Source organism: Shinella zoogloeoides, assembly GCF_033705735.1.
In the GTDB taxonomy this organism is placed as follows: domain Bacteria; phylum Pseudomonadota; class Alphaproteobacteria; order Rhizobiales; family Rhizobiaceae; genus Shinella; species Shinella zoogloeoides_A.
In genome coordinates this window covers 2464932-2478083 of the sequence record NZ_CP131130.1, presented here as the reverse complement: position 1 = coordinate 2478083, position 13152 = coordinate 2464932, and the positions used below count along the sequence as shown (strand labels likewise).

Sequence of the window (13152 nt, the reverse complement as noted above, 5' to 3'; positions counted from 1 at the left end):
CTGTCATACAAGGCCGCGCCCATGATGCAAGGGCGGTGCAGGAGGCGATGCATGGGCAAGAAGCACAAGGACGGCAAGGACGGCAAGAAGGTCAAGAAGAAGAAATCGCACGAGGCGGTCTCGGGTGCCGGGCTTGCCGCCGCGGTCGTCAATGCGGCGCGCTCCATGCGCACGGTGCTTTCGCGCAATCTTCTGGCGACGGGCCTTTATGCCGGGCAGGACGGCGTGATCCTGGCGCTTGCCGAGGAGGGCGGGCTGACGGCCGGGGCGCTCGCCGCAAGGCTCGGCGTCAAGGCGCCGACCATGACGCGCACCATCGGCCGGCTTGAGGCGCAGGGTTTCGTCGCGCGCAAGCCCGACGAGATGGACGGGCGCCTCACCGTCGTGCATCTCACCGAGGCCGGGCGCGCCTCCGTCGACCACATCACCGAGGCCGGCCGGCTCAGCGAGCGGCAGGCCGCCGAGGGGCTCAGCGAGAAGGACGTGCGCAATCTCCTCAAGCTCCTGCGCGCCATGGACGAGAACCTGCATGCCGGCCTGCCGGATGCGGCCCGAAACGGCGAAAAGCCTGTTGCCGACGACATTTAAACTGTTTAAATAAACGGTTTTAAAGCCGCGTTGCTGCGTGATCGTCGGGGAGGGGTCGTGGCTCAGAAAATCAAGCTTTCCACCATCGCGGAGACGCTCGGCGTTTCCACGGCGACGGTATCGCTTGCGCTCAGGGACAGTCCGCTCGTCGCGGCCGCCACGCGCGACAGGATCAAGGAACAGGCGCGCGCGCTCGGCTATATCTACAACCGCCGCGCGGCGAGCCTGCGCACCTCCCGCTCCGGCATCATCGGCGTCGTCGTGCACGACATCATGAACCCGTTCTATGCGGAAATCCTGAAGGCCATCGAGAGCGAGCTCGATCGTGACCGGCAGACCTTCATCCTTTCCAACCATTACGACTCTGTCGAGAAACAGCGCAATTTCGTCGAGACCCTGCTGCAGCTCGGCGGCGACGGGGTGATCATGTCGCCGGCCATCGGCACGCCGCCGGAGGATATCCAGCTCGCCGAGGACAACGGCATGCCGGCGATCCTGATCGCGCGCTCCATCGAGGGGCTGGACGTGCCGATCTTCCGCGGCGACGACAGCTACGGCATTTCGCTCGCCACCAACCACCTGATCGGCCTCGGCCACCGCACCATCGCCATGGTGGGCGGCACGGACCAGACGTCCACCGGCCGCGACCGCTACCAGGGCTATGTCAACGCGCTGCGCAAGGCCAATATCGAGGTCGATCCCGGCCTTCGCATTCCTGGCCCGCGCACCAAGCAGGGTGGCTTCGAGGCGGCGGTGCATTTCCTCTCGCTGCCGCAGAAGCCGACGGCGGCCGTCTGCTGGAACGACCTCGTCGCCATCGGCCTGATGAACGGCATCGCCCGCGCCGGCCTCGTGCCCGGCCGCGACGTCTCCGTCACCGGTTATGACGACCTGGAGGAGGCGGCGATCGCCACGCCCGCCCTCACCACCGTCTGGAACGGGCAGTCGGAGGTCGGGCGCAACGCCGCCCGCGCGCTTCTCGACAAGCTCTCCGGCAGCCACGAGCCGGACGGCATCCACCTCATTAAGCCGGAAATGCGCATCCGGCAATCGACCGGACCGCTGAAGCCGCATCCGGAAGGCTGAGGCATTTCAGACCGAAGGAGCTTTCGCCATGGCGGCCAAGACACGCATTCTCGTGCCCGGAACGATCCGCGAGCGGGTGCTCGATCGTCTGAAGGACGTATTCGACATCGTGCGCATCGAGAAGGCCGATCCTGCGCTTCTCGCCCGCTCCGAAGCGGCGAGCATCTCGGGCGTCGCCGTTTCCGGCAGCTTCGATGCCGCGATGATCGAGCACCTGCCTTCGCTGGAGATCATCGCGAGCTTCGGCGTCGGCTATGACGGCGTCGACGTGTCGGCCGCCGCCGGGCGCGGCGTCGTAGTGACCAATACGCCGGACGTGCTGAACGACGAGGTGGCGGATACCACCGTCGGGCTTCTCATCAACACGGTGCGCCGCCTGCCGCAGGCCGAAACCTGGCTGCGCGAGGGGCGCTGGACGCGCGAAGGCGCCTTCCCGCTGACGCCGCTCAGCCTGCGCGGGCGCCGGGCCGGCATCTACGGTCTCGGCCGCATCGGCCTTGCCATCGCCGAGCGGTTGAAGGGTTTTGGCGTCGAGATCGCCTATCACACGCGGCGGCCGCGCGAGGGCGTGCCCTATGCCTACCATCCCTCGCTGCTGGAGCTGGCGGAGGCCGTCGACATCCTGATCGCCATCGTGCCGAAGACGGCGGAGACGCACCGGACGATCGATGCCGCGGTGCTGCGCGCGCTCGGGCCGAATGGCGTGCTGATCAATGTCGGGCGCGGCTGGACGGTCGACGAGGCGGCGCTTGCCGCCGCTCTCCACGATGGCGTCATCGCCGCGGCGGGCCTCGATGTCTTCTATGACGAGCCGAATGTGCCGGAGGCGCTGCTTTCCGCGCCCAACGCCACGCTGCTGCCGCATGTCGCCTCGGCTTCCGTCGTGACGCGCGACGCGATGGCCGATCTCGTCGCCGACAATCTCCTCGCCTGGTTCGAGCGCGGCGCGGCCCTGACACCGGTGCCGGAAACACCCCTGTCGCGAAAAACCGGGTAGGGGCGGGAAAGCCTTCGTTAACCATTCGGCAAGCTTGCAGGCGCATGCTTTTTCCGTCGAGTCGCGATGAAGGAGAGACCCATGAAGACACTGACGATCGCCATCCTGGCCGCTGCCGTGTCGTTCGGTCTCTGGACCTATTGGGGGCAGGAGCGCCCCGGTGTCGATCCCATCGTCTCGGGCTCCATTCCCGCGAAGCCCGCCGCCCACAGCTACACGATTTCCAACGCCGCGGCGAACACGGCCTGCCTTGCCGAGCGCGGCGGCCCCATCTCCAGCCGCAGCGCCCGCTTCGAGGCGGCCGCCGACTGCGACGCCGTCTGGCCGGGACTTGCAAGAGCGCGGACCTGGACCAACAACGGCGACGGCACGGTCGTCGTCGCGGATGCGCAGGGCGAGGCGATCCTGACGGTCGTCGACGGCGACGGGCTTGCCTATGAAGCCGTCGAGCCTGCCGATGCGATGATCACGATGATCTCAGCTGACTGAGTAGTGTTCGTGCGTTCTGCTATGGGGCCGATTGCGGAATGCCGGCTTTCGGCTATGCATGACACGAAGGCTGCCAGAAGAAGATAGCAATCATTCATTATGGCGGTGTTGGACAGGACATATGCATCAAAAGCCAGCTTCGACCCGTTACATTTAGTGCGCCTTGCGTTTCGTCGCAATTTGGTGCCATGCTGCTATGGTATTTAGGGGGAAGCATAATTGACATTCAAAAGCGAAGTCAGGGACAGCACTATCAACGCGTTGCTCGATAAGGCCGGTCAACGGAGCTATCAGCAGTATCTAGCCAAAATGACCTTAAAAAAGTTGCGAGGATTTTCGGAAGAACCGATATCCTTCGACTTTCCCGTTACCGCCATCATCGGCCCAAACGGCGGTGGAAAAACGACTGTTCTTGGCGCAGCAGGTATTATTCACCGAACCATTCCGCCTCGGGCATTTTTCTCGAAGAGCGGGAAATACGACAGCGGAATGCAAGATTGGTCGATTGAGTACGAAATCGTCGATCGGGCCGTTTCCCCCCGCAACTCGCTTCAGAGAACCGCCAGCTTCAAAAGCCTAAAATGGAACCGAGATGCACTAAGTCGGCAGGCCCTTCTATTCGGAGTGTCAAGAACGGTTCCTGCGAGCGAGCGGAGAGAATTGCTGAGTTGCACTTCTCGCAAGTTTTCGGTCCCCGACGCACGTGTTTCGCCATTTTCTGCTGAGATAAATGAATCAGTTTCAAGGATACTTGGCAAGGATGTCTCCGGCTTCAAAGAAATGAAGGTTCATGCGAGCGGAAATGTCACGTTATTGACTGGCCAGACATCTACAGGCGTTGGTTACTCTGAATTCCACTTTGGTGCTGGCGAATCGAGCATCATTAGAATGGTTGCAGCGATTGAGGGCGCTAGTGACAATACATTAGTGCTGATTGAAGAGATAGAGAACGGCCTCCATCCGGTCGCAACGATCAGATTAGTGGAATATCTGATCTGGGCGGCCGAGCGAAAAAAGATTCAAGTGATCTTTACGACACATTCAAACGAGGCGTTGCGCCCCCTCCCGAGCAAGGCCGTCTGGTCAGCCACTAAGGACAAGCTGTTTCAAGGCAAACTTGATGTCGCGTCACTCAGGGCTATCACCGGGCAGATCGAAACCGCGTCGGTTATCTTCGTTGAGGATGATTTTGCGAAGACTTGGATGGAAGCAATTCTGCGGCAGAGCGAGCGGGCTATTATCGACCACTTCCAGGTTCATGCTATGTCAGGTGATGGCACAGCGGTTGCCATGAACAAGTATCATAATGATAATCCGTCTATCACTGTCCCGTCAGTCTGCGTCATTGACGGCGACTCTCGGCAAGAGGACAGCGAAGAAAAGCGGGTGTATCGGCTACCAGGTGAAGCTCCAGAAGCATATGTTTTCGACAACTGCTTGAATCACTGGTCAGTTATTGGCGGAAAGCTATCAGTCGCTTTGCTGCAGCGCTTCGAAGATAGCGAAAAAGTGCTGGAATTATGTCAAGATGTGAGACGAACCAACAAGGATACTCATTTGCTGTTTTCCCAAATCGGGGAAAAACTTGGCTTGGTTCCTGAGCGTACTGTTGCTGCGGCATTCACCACACTTTGGGCTCAAGTAAATACAAAAGAAGTTCAAGACATCATTATGAAAGTGGCGCAGGGGGCTGAAGCTTCCGCCTCTGCATCAACCGGCTAATTTCATGGCAGCTTTCGGGATCGGCCATTGCTCCGGCAGACGGCCACGATGAGGGCGCAAAGCTGTCGTGAGGTTATGGCTAAGTGGTCCTACTCAGCCGCCGTCTTGTGTACGAGGCCCTGCCGCGCGGCGGCGTAGTCGCGGACGGCTTGGCCGAAGGCGGCGAAGAGATTGTTGGAGGGCTGGTCGGAGCCGACCCAGTATTCCGGGTGCCACTGGACGCCGACGGCGAAGGCCTTGGCGCCGATGACGGAGACGGCCTCGATGGTGCCGTCGTCCGCGACCGCTTCCACGGCAAGGCGCGGGGCCATTTCGGAGATCGCCTGGCGGTGCAGCGAATTCACCTGCACCTCGCCCGCGCCGATCACCGAGGCAAGGCAGCTGCCTTCCTTGACGAGCACCTTCTGGCGGATGCCATAGGCGACGTCGAGCACCGGCGTGTCGGGCTTGCGGTGGTCCCACATGCCGGGCTGTTCCTGGATCTCGTTGGCGAGCGTGCCGCCGAGCACGACGTTGAGCTCCTGGATGCCGCGGCAGATGGCGAGAAGCGGGATGCCGCGCTCCAGCGCGCGCTCGATGAGCGGCAGGCTCGTCGCGTCGCGGGCTGTGTCATAGGGGCCTTCCGCGTCGGTGGCCGGCTTGCCGTAGAGCGAGGGGTGGACATTGGTGCGCGAGCCGCTGACCAGAAGCCCGTCGACCCGGTCGAGGATGCCGTCGAAATCGTTGTCGGCCTCGAGCGCCGGAACGAGGAAGACCTGGACGCCGGCGCCCTTGACGGCGGCGCGGACATACTGGTTCGGCGTGGCCTGCCAGACGTTGCCTTCGATTTCCCGGATATCGGCGGGAATGGCGACGACGGGTTTCGACATGATGGGCTCCGGAAAAAGAAATACCAAAAGAGGACTTGCTATCAAATCCCGCGCCAGTCAATTCCCCCTTTCTGGCGAAATGACGACGCGGCAGCGCTTCGCGGGCGGTATGCGGCGCGCTGCGGCGTGCGTGCATCATCACTTTTCAGGGGGTAACCGGACGCAAGTTGTTAACCACCAATTTGCAATCCACGTTTGCAGCGGCGGTTTTTCGCCGGTGCCGCGGCGCAATACTTTGTCGCCGCCGTGTCCGAAAGTTGCGTCGAGCAGATATGGCAGGTTGAATTGCTTTCTTCCAGCGAGGTTATTTGCAATATTTGGTTGAATAAGGCTTCCCCTGGTTGAAGAAGGGTGCAATAATGTCCAAACGTACCCGTCTTATTGGGTAATTTCCCGAAATCATTCATTAAATTTTGGCCGGTAACCCTCGCTCGTCATAGGGAGTGCCGAGTCCATGAAGGATAAGGGTCAAGACACACTGCCGGCCGATGTCTACCTGTCGTTCGTCAGTTCGCTGTACGGGAACCGCCAGACCCTCTTCGTGGGCATGATTTCGCATGTCATCACGCTCGCCTTCGTTTTTGCCAAGACCGCCGATCCCTTCTTTCTCGCCTGGAGCGCGCTCATCGTCCTGATCTGGGGGACGCGCGCGATCGGCATGCGGTACTTCGACCGGGTGGACAAGTCCGCGCTCGGCATGGACGGCATCCGCTACTGGGAAAACTGGTACAATCTCGGCGCCGTCGGCACGACGCTGGCGCTCGGCACGGCCTGCGGCTACAGCCTGCTGGTCAGCCGCGACGCCTTCGCGGAAATCGCCACCATCGCGGTGACCTTCGGCACCATGGTCTCGGTCGTCGGACGCAACTACGGTTCGCCGCGGACCGTCAACTACATGGTCTTCTCCGCCTGCTTTCCCATCGCGGTCGGCTTCCTCGGCCTGCAGGACTTCTATCATGCGGTCCTCGCCTCGCTCGTCATCCCCTTCGCCATGACGACGCGCAGCATGGCGAACGGCGTGCGCACCTTCCTCTACGAGAACGTGCTGGCCGCCCGCGAGCTTGCGACCATCGCCGACCGCTTCGATACCGCGCTCAACAACATGCCGCACGGCCTTTTCATGCTGGATGCGGACCATCGCATCCTGGTCGCCAACCGGCGGGCCTGCGAGCTCCTGCATCTCGGCAGCCAGGACCGGCTGAAGGATTGCCATCTCGACGTCGTGCTGCGCTTCGGCGTGCGCAACACCTTCTTCAACGCCGAGCAGAGCAAGACCATCCTGCGCCAGCTCGACGAACTCCTGAAGGGCGAGCGCTCGCGGGCGCTGGTGCAGGTCACGGAAGGGCTCTATCTGGAATTCACCGCCGCCCCGCGCGAGACGGGCGGCGCCGTGCTGATCTTCGAGGACGTGACGGCGCGGGTGCGGGCGGAAAAGAAGATCCTGCACATGGTTCGCTACGACAGCCTTACCGGCCTGCCGAACCGCAGCTATTTCGCCGACCTCGTGCAGGAGGCGCTGGGCGAGCGCAAGAAGCCGGGCACGGTCGGCGTCATGGTCCTCGATGTCGACGACTTCAAGCATGTCAACGACATGAAGGGCCATGTCACAGGCGACCGGCTGCTGTGCGCCATCGCCGACCGGCTGCGGCGGCTGACCGGCGACCGCGTCATCGCCGGCCACCTGATGGGCGACGAGTTCGTGCTCTTCTTCCCGAACGAGGTGAACCGGCGCGATCTCGAGGTTCGGATGCGGCGCTTCCACGAGCAGCTTCGCGGCAGCTACGAAGTGGAGGGCATGACCCTCTTCGTTTCGTTCAGCGCGGGCTGCGTGACCGTGGCGAGCGACGAGTTCCGGCTGGAGGAGATGCAGATCCGCGCCGACCTTGCGCTGTTCGAGACCAAGTCGCGCGCCAAGGGCAGCCTGACGGTCTTCGAGCAGGAGATGGACGCGCGCTATGTCGACCGCCAGAAGCTGAAGGAGGACCTGCGCGAGGCGCTTGCCGGCGACGCGCTCTCCGTCGCCTACCAACCGATGTTCGTGCCGGACGGCTCGCGCATCGAGTGCTGCGAGGCGCTGTCGCGCTGGACGCATCCCGAGCGCGGCCCGGTGCCGCCGACCGTCTTCATCCAGGTCGCCGAGGAGATGGGCATCGTCTCGGAGATCACGCGCTTCATGATCGGCCGCGCCTGCACGGACTGCGCGACATGGCCGGCGCATATGGGGGTCTCGGTCAACCTTTCCGTCCAGGACCTGCGGGGCACCGGCATCATCGAGGTGGTCGCGGAGGCGCTGGAGAAGGCGGGGCTGGAGCCGCACCGCCTGCATCTCGAGGTCACGGAAAGCTGCCTGATGGAAGAGCCGGTGAAGGTGCAGGCGATCCTGCAGGAACTGCGCGCCCGCGGCATCACCATCGCCATCGACGATTTCGGCACCGGCTATTCCAGCCTCAGCTATCTCGACCAGCTGCCGCTCGACGTCATCAAGATCGACCGGTCCTTCGTGCGCAATATCGGCGAGGACCCGCGCCGCTTCAAGCTGCTGCGCGGCACCGTGAACCTCTCGCGCGAACTCGGCCTGCGCATCGTCGTCGAGGGCGTGGAAACCGAGGAGCAGCTCGCGCTCATCAACAAATATCACTGCGCTGATCTGGTGCAGGGCTATGTCTTCGCCGCGCCCATGTCGCTTGAGGCGCTGCGCGACCGCTACGAGAGCCTCGGCGGCAATCCGGATGAACCGCGCCGCCGTGGCCGCCGCGTCGCCTGATTTTTCCGCATCCCTGTCATTTCGCTAAGTTCTAATTCCAGCGTATTTATCAGTTTGTTCAAATTTAGCATTAACCATATGGTAAGGTTAATGAATAGTATTTTACACAAATTGTCCTATATCCATGATTATGGAGTCGGCGGCAAAGTGCGGTCGGCTTTTTCGATCGGGGATACGGAAATGGCCAACGGGGAAATGGCGACCAATCGCTTTTCCGAAAAGCTTCTTGGGCTGCTCGACAGGGTGGAATACCGCCGGGTCGAGACGAGTGAGGACATGGAGGACGTCGCGCGGGTCCGCTACAAGGCCTACAAGGCCGGCAGCGTCATGCACCTTGCGGAAGATTCCCACCTGCTGATCGACGAGGTCGATTTCGACAGTCAGGCCTATGTCTTCGGCGTCTATCACGACGAGCGGCTGATCTCGACGGTGCGCCTGCATCACGTCACGCCGGACCACCGTGTCACGTCCTCGGGCAAGGTATTTCCCGACGAGGTCAAGGCCTTCCTCGATGCGGGCATGTCGCTGATCGATCCGGTCCGCCTTGCCGCGGATCCGGAAATCTGGAGCGAGATGCCGGCGATCCCGTATCTGACGCTGCGCCTCGCCACCATGGCGGCGGATTATTTCGATGCCGACCGCGTGCTGCAGATGGTCAAGCCGGCGCATTCCGCTTTTTACCGGCGCGTCTTCGACGGCGATTTCGTCGCCTCGCCGAAGAGCCGGCAGGGCAAGTTCATCATCGACCTGATGCTGATGGCGACCCGCTGCAAGGACGTGCGCTCCTCGCTCTATGCGCGCTTCCCGTTCTTCCAGTCGGAGCCCTTCGAGCGGCGCATGCTCTTTGCCCGCGGCGAGGACATGCCCTTCAGCCCGCTCACCGTGCGCCCGACGGCGCGCCTTGCCGAATCCCACCGGCGGATCCAGCTTTCCGGCAACGCCTACGCGCGCTAAACCCAGCGTCCGGATGTCGCAACGCGGCCGGTTTCGCAAGAAACCGGCCCGTTTTGTTTCGGAAACGATACAGGGCCGAAGCGGGGCCGCGCCTTGCCGTTGCGCTTTGCCGATCCATTGTGTATGGCCAGAAAGACGCGCGCTTTCGCGCTTGAGGGAATCGCCGGCCCGTCCTGGGCCCGGCCTGTTTTAGGCGCTCATCGGGTGGAGCTTTCCGGCTGGCGGGTGCGACTGCTTAGGAGAAGGTGACAATGGCTGAACTTCATAACGGACCGGTCGAACTCGGCGCGCCGATGGACTATCCGGAGCACGAGAAGACCTACAATCTCTTCGTCCATGCCGCCAAGTACGGCACGATGTTCTGCGTCGCGCTGCTGGTCGCCATGGCCGCCGGCTTCTTCACCAGCGCCGGCTTCTTCAGCGCGCTCGTGCTTCTCATCGTTCTCAACGTCGTCGGCTACTTCCTGCTGCGTTGATCTGAAAACCGGATTTTCGGTTTGCCGCGGCGCCATCCGGCGCCGTGATCCAACACGGCCAGTCTCGGGGGGAGGACCACGGTTTGAGTCAGTGTGTTTTTGTTGCGCGGGAGAGCGATCCGGCCGAAGGCCGTGTTGCAGGTTCCGTTGATACCGTCAAGAAAATGAAGGCTTTGGGGCTCGACGTCATGGTCGAGACCGGTGCGGGGCTCGCCTCCCGTATCCTCGATGCCGATTATGAAGCCGCCGGTGCCCGCATCGTCGGGAAGGAAGAGGCGAAGACGGCCGATGTCGTGCTCAAGGTGCGCCGGCCGACCGCTTCGGAGATCGCCGGCTACAAGCCCGGCGCCATCGTCATCGCCACCATGGATCCCTACGGCAACGAGGCCGCCATCGCCGAAATGGCGCGGGCCGGGCTCACCGCCTTCGCCATGGAGCTGATGCCGCGCATCACGCGCGCCCAGTCGATGGACATCCTCTCCTCGCAGGCGAACCTTGCCGGCTACCAGGCCGTCATCGACGCCGCCCATGAATTCGACCGCGCCATGCCGATGATGATGACCGCCGCCGGCACCGTGCCGGCCGCCAAGGTCTTCGTCATGGGCGCGGGCGTCGCGGGCCTGCAGGCCATCGCCACGGCCCGCCGCCTCGGCGCCGCCGTCTCCGCGACGGATGTGCGCCCCGCCGCCAAGGAACAGGTCGCCTCGCTCGGCGCCAAGTTCATCGCCGTCGAGGACGACGAGTTCAAGGCCGCCGAGACCGCCGGCGGCTATGCCAAGGAAATGTCGAAGGAATACCAGGCGAAGCAGGCGGCGCTCGTCGCCGACCATATCGCCAAGCAGGACATCGTCATCACGACGGCGCTGATCCCCGGCCGGCCGGCGCCGCGTCTCGTGACGCGCCAGATGCTGGCCGCCATGAAGACCGGCTCCGTCGCCGTCGACCTCGCGGTCGAGCGCGGCGGCAATATCGAGGGCTCGGAAGCCGGCAAGGTCGTCGAGGTCGAGGGCGTCAGGGTCATCGGCTATCTCAACGTGCCGGGCCGCATTCCGGCCTCCGCCTCGGCGCTCTACGCCAGGAACCTCCTCACCTTCCTCGAGACCATGGTCGACAAGGAAACGAAGACGGTGTCGGTCAATGCCGAGGACGAACTCGTCAAGGCGACGATGTTGACCCATGGCGGGGCCGTGGTGCATCCGAATTTCGGCGGCGCCGTTCATGAAGGGGAGGGCAAGTGATGGCGAATGAACTTCTCGACAAGGCGCTGACCGATCTCGAACGCGCCGTGGAGGCCGTCCGCACCGCCTCCGAATATGTGCCGGACGCGGCCGCAGCGGCGGCGCACGGCGTTTCGGGCGGGGCGATCGATCCCTTCGTCTTCCGCCTTGCGATCTTCGTGCTGTCGATCTTCGTCGGCTACTACGTCGTCTGGTCGGTGACGCCGGCGCTGCACACGCCGCTGATGGCCGTCACCAATGCGATCTCCTCGGTCATCGTCGTCGGCGCGCTGCTCGCCGTCGGCATCTCGCTCTCGGGCGTTGCGACCGGCTTCGGCTTCGTCGCGCTGATCCTCGCCTCCGTCAACATCTTCGGCGGCTTCCTGGTCACCCAGCGTATGCTGGCGATGTACAAGAAAAAAGAGAAGTGAGGCCGGCCCGATGAACGCAAACTTCGCAGCCTTCCTCTATCTCGTCTCCGGCGTGCTCTTCATCATGGCGCTGCGCGGCCTGTCGCATCCGACGACCAGCCGCCGCGGCAACATGCTCGGCATGGTCGGCATGGGCATCGCCATCGGCACCACGCTGCTGCTGGCGACGCCCTCCTTCGGCGGCCTCGTGCTCATCGTGCTCGGCCTTGCCATCGGCGGGGGCGCCGGCGCCTATATCGCCCGCTCCATCCCGATGACGTCGATGCCGCAGCTCGTCGCCGGCTTCCACTCGCTCGTCGGCCTTGCCGCCGTGCTTGTCGCCGCCGCCGCGCTCTATTCGCCGGTGTCCTTCGGCATCGGCCAGGTCGGCGAAATCCATGGCCAGGCGCTCGTCGAAATGGCGCTCGGCGCGGCCATCGGTGCGATCACCTTCACCGGCTCGATCATCGCCTTCCTGAAGCTCGACGGGCGCATGTCCGGCAAGCCGATCATGCTGCCCTACAGGCATGTCATCAACATCGTGCTGCTCGCGGCGATCGTCTTCTTCATCGTCGGGCTGACGCTGTCGGAAAGCCATTTCGACTTCTGGCTGATCGTCATCCTGTCGCTGGCTCTCGGCGTGCTGCTGATCGTGCCCATCGGCGGGGCGGACATGCCCGTCGTCGTCTCCATGCTCAACTCCTATTCGGGCTGGGCGGCGGCCGGCATCGGCTTCACGCTCGGCAACCTCGCGCTGATCATCACCGGCGCGCTGGTCGGCTCCTCGGGCGCGATCCTCTCCTACATCATGTGCAAGGGCATGAACCGCTCGTTCATTTCCGTCATCCTCGGCGGCTTCGGCGGCGAGACGGCGGCAGCGGCGGACGACGGCGTCCAGCGCACGGTCAAGCAGGGTTCTGCCGACGACGCGGCCTTCCTGATGGCGAACGCCTCCAAGGTCATCATCGTGCCGGGCTACGGCATGGCGGTGGCGCAGGCGCAGCACGCGCTGCGCGAGCTTGCCGACAAGCTCAAGGAGCAGGGCGTCGAGGTGAAATACGCGATCCACCCGGTCGCGGGCCGCATGCCCGGCCATATGAACGTGCTGCTGGCCGAGGCGAACGTGCCCTATGACGAGGTGTTCGAGCTGGAGGACATCAACTCGGAATTCGCGCAGGCCGATGTCGCCTATGTCATCGGCGCCAACGACGTGACGAACCCGGCGGCGCGCGACGACAAGTCCTCGCCGATCTACGGCATGCCGATCCTCGACGTCGACAAGGCCAAGACCTGCCTCTTCGTCAAGCGCTCCCTCGGCTCCGGCTATGCCGGCATCGACAACACGCTGTTCTACAAGGACGGCACGATGATGCTGCTGGGCGATGCCAAGAAGATGACCGAGGACATCGTCAAGGCGATGAACCACTGATCGCTCGCCGCCGCGTTCTTCGCGGCGGCCTTGCCCCTCATCCCCCTGCCGGGACCTTCTCCCCGCAGGCGGGGAGAAGGGGATGGGGCACCGTTTTCCCCAAGCAATGAAACCCGCTTTCCGGAAGCCACGCCGTTCGTGCGGCTGGAAA

12 protein-coding genes are annotated in these 13152 nt (G+C 63.2%); 11 read left to right on the top strand and 1 reads right to left on the bottom strand.

Features of this window, described 5'->3' with window-relative positions:
- Nucleotides 1-51 precede the first annotated feature (51 nt).
- The 5 genes from ShzoTeo12_RS12370 (at nucleotide 52) to ShzoTeo12_RS12350 (ending at nucleotide 4882) form a co-directional block, all read left to right on the top strand.
- Complete coding sequence (locus ShzoTeo12_RS12370) at nucleotides 52-588, top strand: MarR family transcriptional regulator (protein WP_318909891.1); 537 nt, start codon at nucleotides 52-54, stop codon at nucleotides 586-588.
- 57 nt (nucleotides 589-645) lie between these two features.
- Nucleotides 646-1674, top strand: a complete 1029-nt coding sequence (locus ShzoTeo12_RS12365) for a LacI family DNA-binding transcriptional regulator (RefSeq protein WP_313193174.1) — start codon at nucleotides 646-648, stop codon at nucleotides 1672-1674.
- Between the two features lie 28 nt (nucleotides 1675-1702).
- Nucleotides 1703-2671: a 2-hydroxyacid dehydrogenase gene (locus tag ShzoTeo12_RS12360; protein WP_318909890.1), complete on the top strand. Its 969-nt coding sequence runs from the start codon at nucleotides 1703-1705 to the stop codon at nucleotides 2669-2671.
- A gap of 81 nt (nucleotides 2672-2752) precedes the next feature.
- Nucleotides 2753-3160: a hypothetical protein gene (locus ShzoTeo12_RS12355; protein ID WP_318909889.1), complete on the top strand. Its 408-nt coding sequence runs from the start codon at nucleotides 2753-2755 to the stop codon at nucleotides 3158-3160.
- A gap of 219 nt (nucleotides 3161-3379) precedes the next feature.
- Nucleotides 3380-4882, top strand: a complete 1503-nt coding sequence (locus ShzoTeo12_RS12350) for an ATP-dependent nuclease (protein WP_318909888.1) — start codon at nucleotides 3380-3382, stop codon at nucleotides 4880-4882.
- A gap of 89 nt (nucleotides 4883-4971) precedes the next feature.
- On the opposite strand, the gene ShzoTeo12_RS12345 is transcribed toward ShzoTeo12_RS12350, so the two are convergent.
- The gene (locus ShzoTeo12_RS12345) at nucleotides 4972-5751 is read right to left on the bottom strand and encodes a gamma-glutamyl-gamma-aminobutyrate hydrolase family protein (RefSeq protein ID WP_318909887.1); all 780 of its coding nucleotides are present in this window, start codon (nucleotides 5749-5751) and stop codon (nucleotides 4972-4974) included.
- Between the two features lie 454 nt (nucleotides 5752-6205).
- Between ShzoTeo12_RS12345 and ShzoTeo12_RS12340 the strand changes: the two genes are divergently transcribed.
- The 6 genes from ShzoTeo12_RS12340 (at nucleotide 6206) to ShzoTeo12_RS12315 (ending at nucleotide 13001) form a co-directional block, all read left to right on the top strand.
- The gene (locus ShzoTeo12_RS12340; RefSeq protein WP_318909886.1) at nucleotides 6206-8515 is read left to right on the top strand and encodes a putative bifunctional diguanylate cyclase/phosphodiesterase; all 2310 of its coding nucleotides are present in this window, start codon (nucleotides 6206-6208) and stop codon (nucleotides 8513-8515) included.
- Between the two features lie 180 nt (nucleotides 8516-8695).
- Nucleotides 8696-9469 (top strand): N-acyl amino acid synthase FeeM domain-containing protein, encoded by a 774-nt coding sequence (locus ShzoTeo12_RS12335; protein ID WP_318909885.1) that lies wholly within the window; start codon nucleotides 8696-8698, stop codon nucleotides 9467-9469.
- A 251-nt stretch (nucleotides 9470-9720) separates the two neighbouring features.
- A complete protein-coding gene (locus ShzoTeo12_RS12330) occupies nucleotides 9721-9945 on the top strand; it encodes an aa3-type cytochrome c oxidase subunit IV (protein WP_119256636.1) in 225 nt (74 codons plus the stop codon).
- Nucleotides 9946-10028: 83 nt separating this feature from the next.
- Nucleotides 10029-11183, top strand: a complete 1155-nt coding sequence (locus ShzoTeo12_RS12325) for a Re/Si-specific NAD(P)(+) transhydrogenase subunit alpha (RefSeq protein ID WP_318909884.1) — start codon at nucleotides 10029-10031, stop codon at nucleotides 11181-11183.
- A complete protein-coding gene (locus tag ShzoTeo12_RS12320) occupies nucleotides 11183-11593 on the top strand; it encodes an NAD(P) transhydrogenase subunit alpha (protein WP_119256638.1) in 411 nt (136 codons plus the stop codon). The genes ShzoTeo12_RS12325 and ShzoTeo12_RS12320 overlap by 1 nt, the downstream gene beginning before the upstream one ends.
- A 10-nt stretch (nucleotides 11594-11603) precedes the next feature.
- A complete protein-coding gene (locus ShzoTeo12_RS12315; RefSeq protein WP_119256639.1) occupies nucleotides 11604-13001 on the top strand; it encodes an NAD(P)(+) transhydrogenase (Re/Si-specific) subunit beta in 1398 nt (465 codons plus the stop codon).
- Nucleotides 13002-13152: the final 151 nt, after the last annotated feature.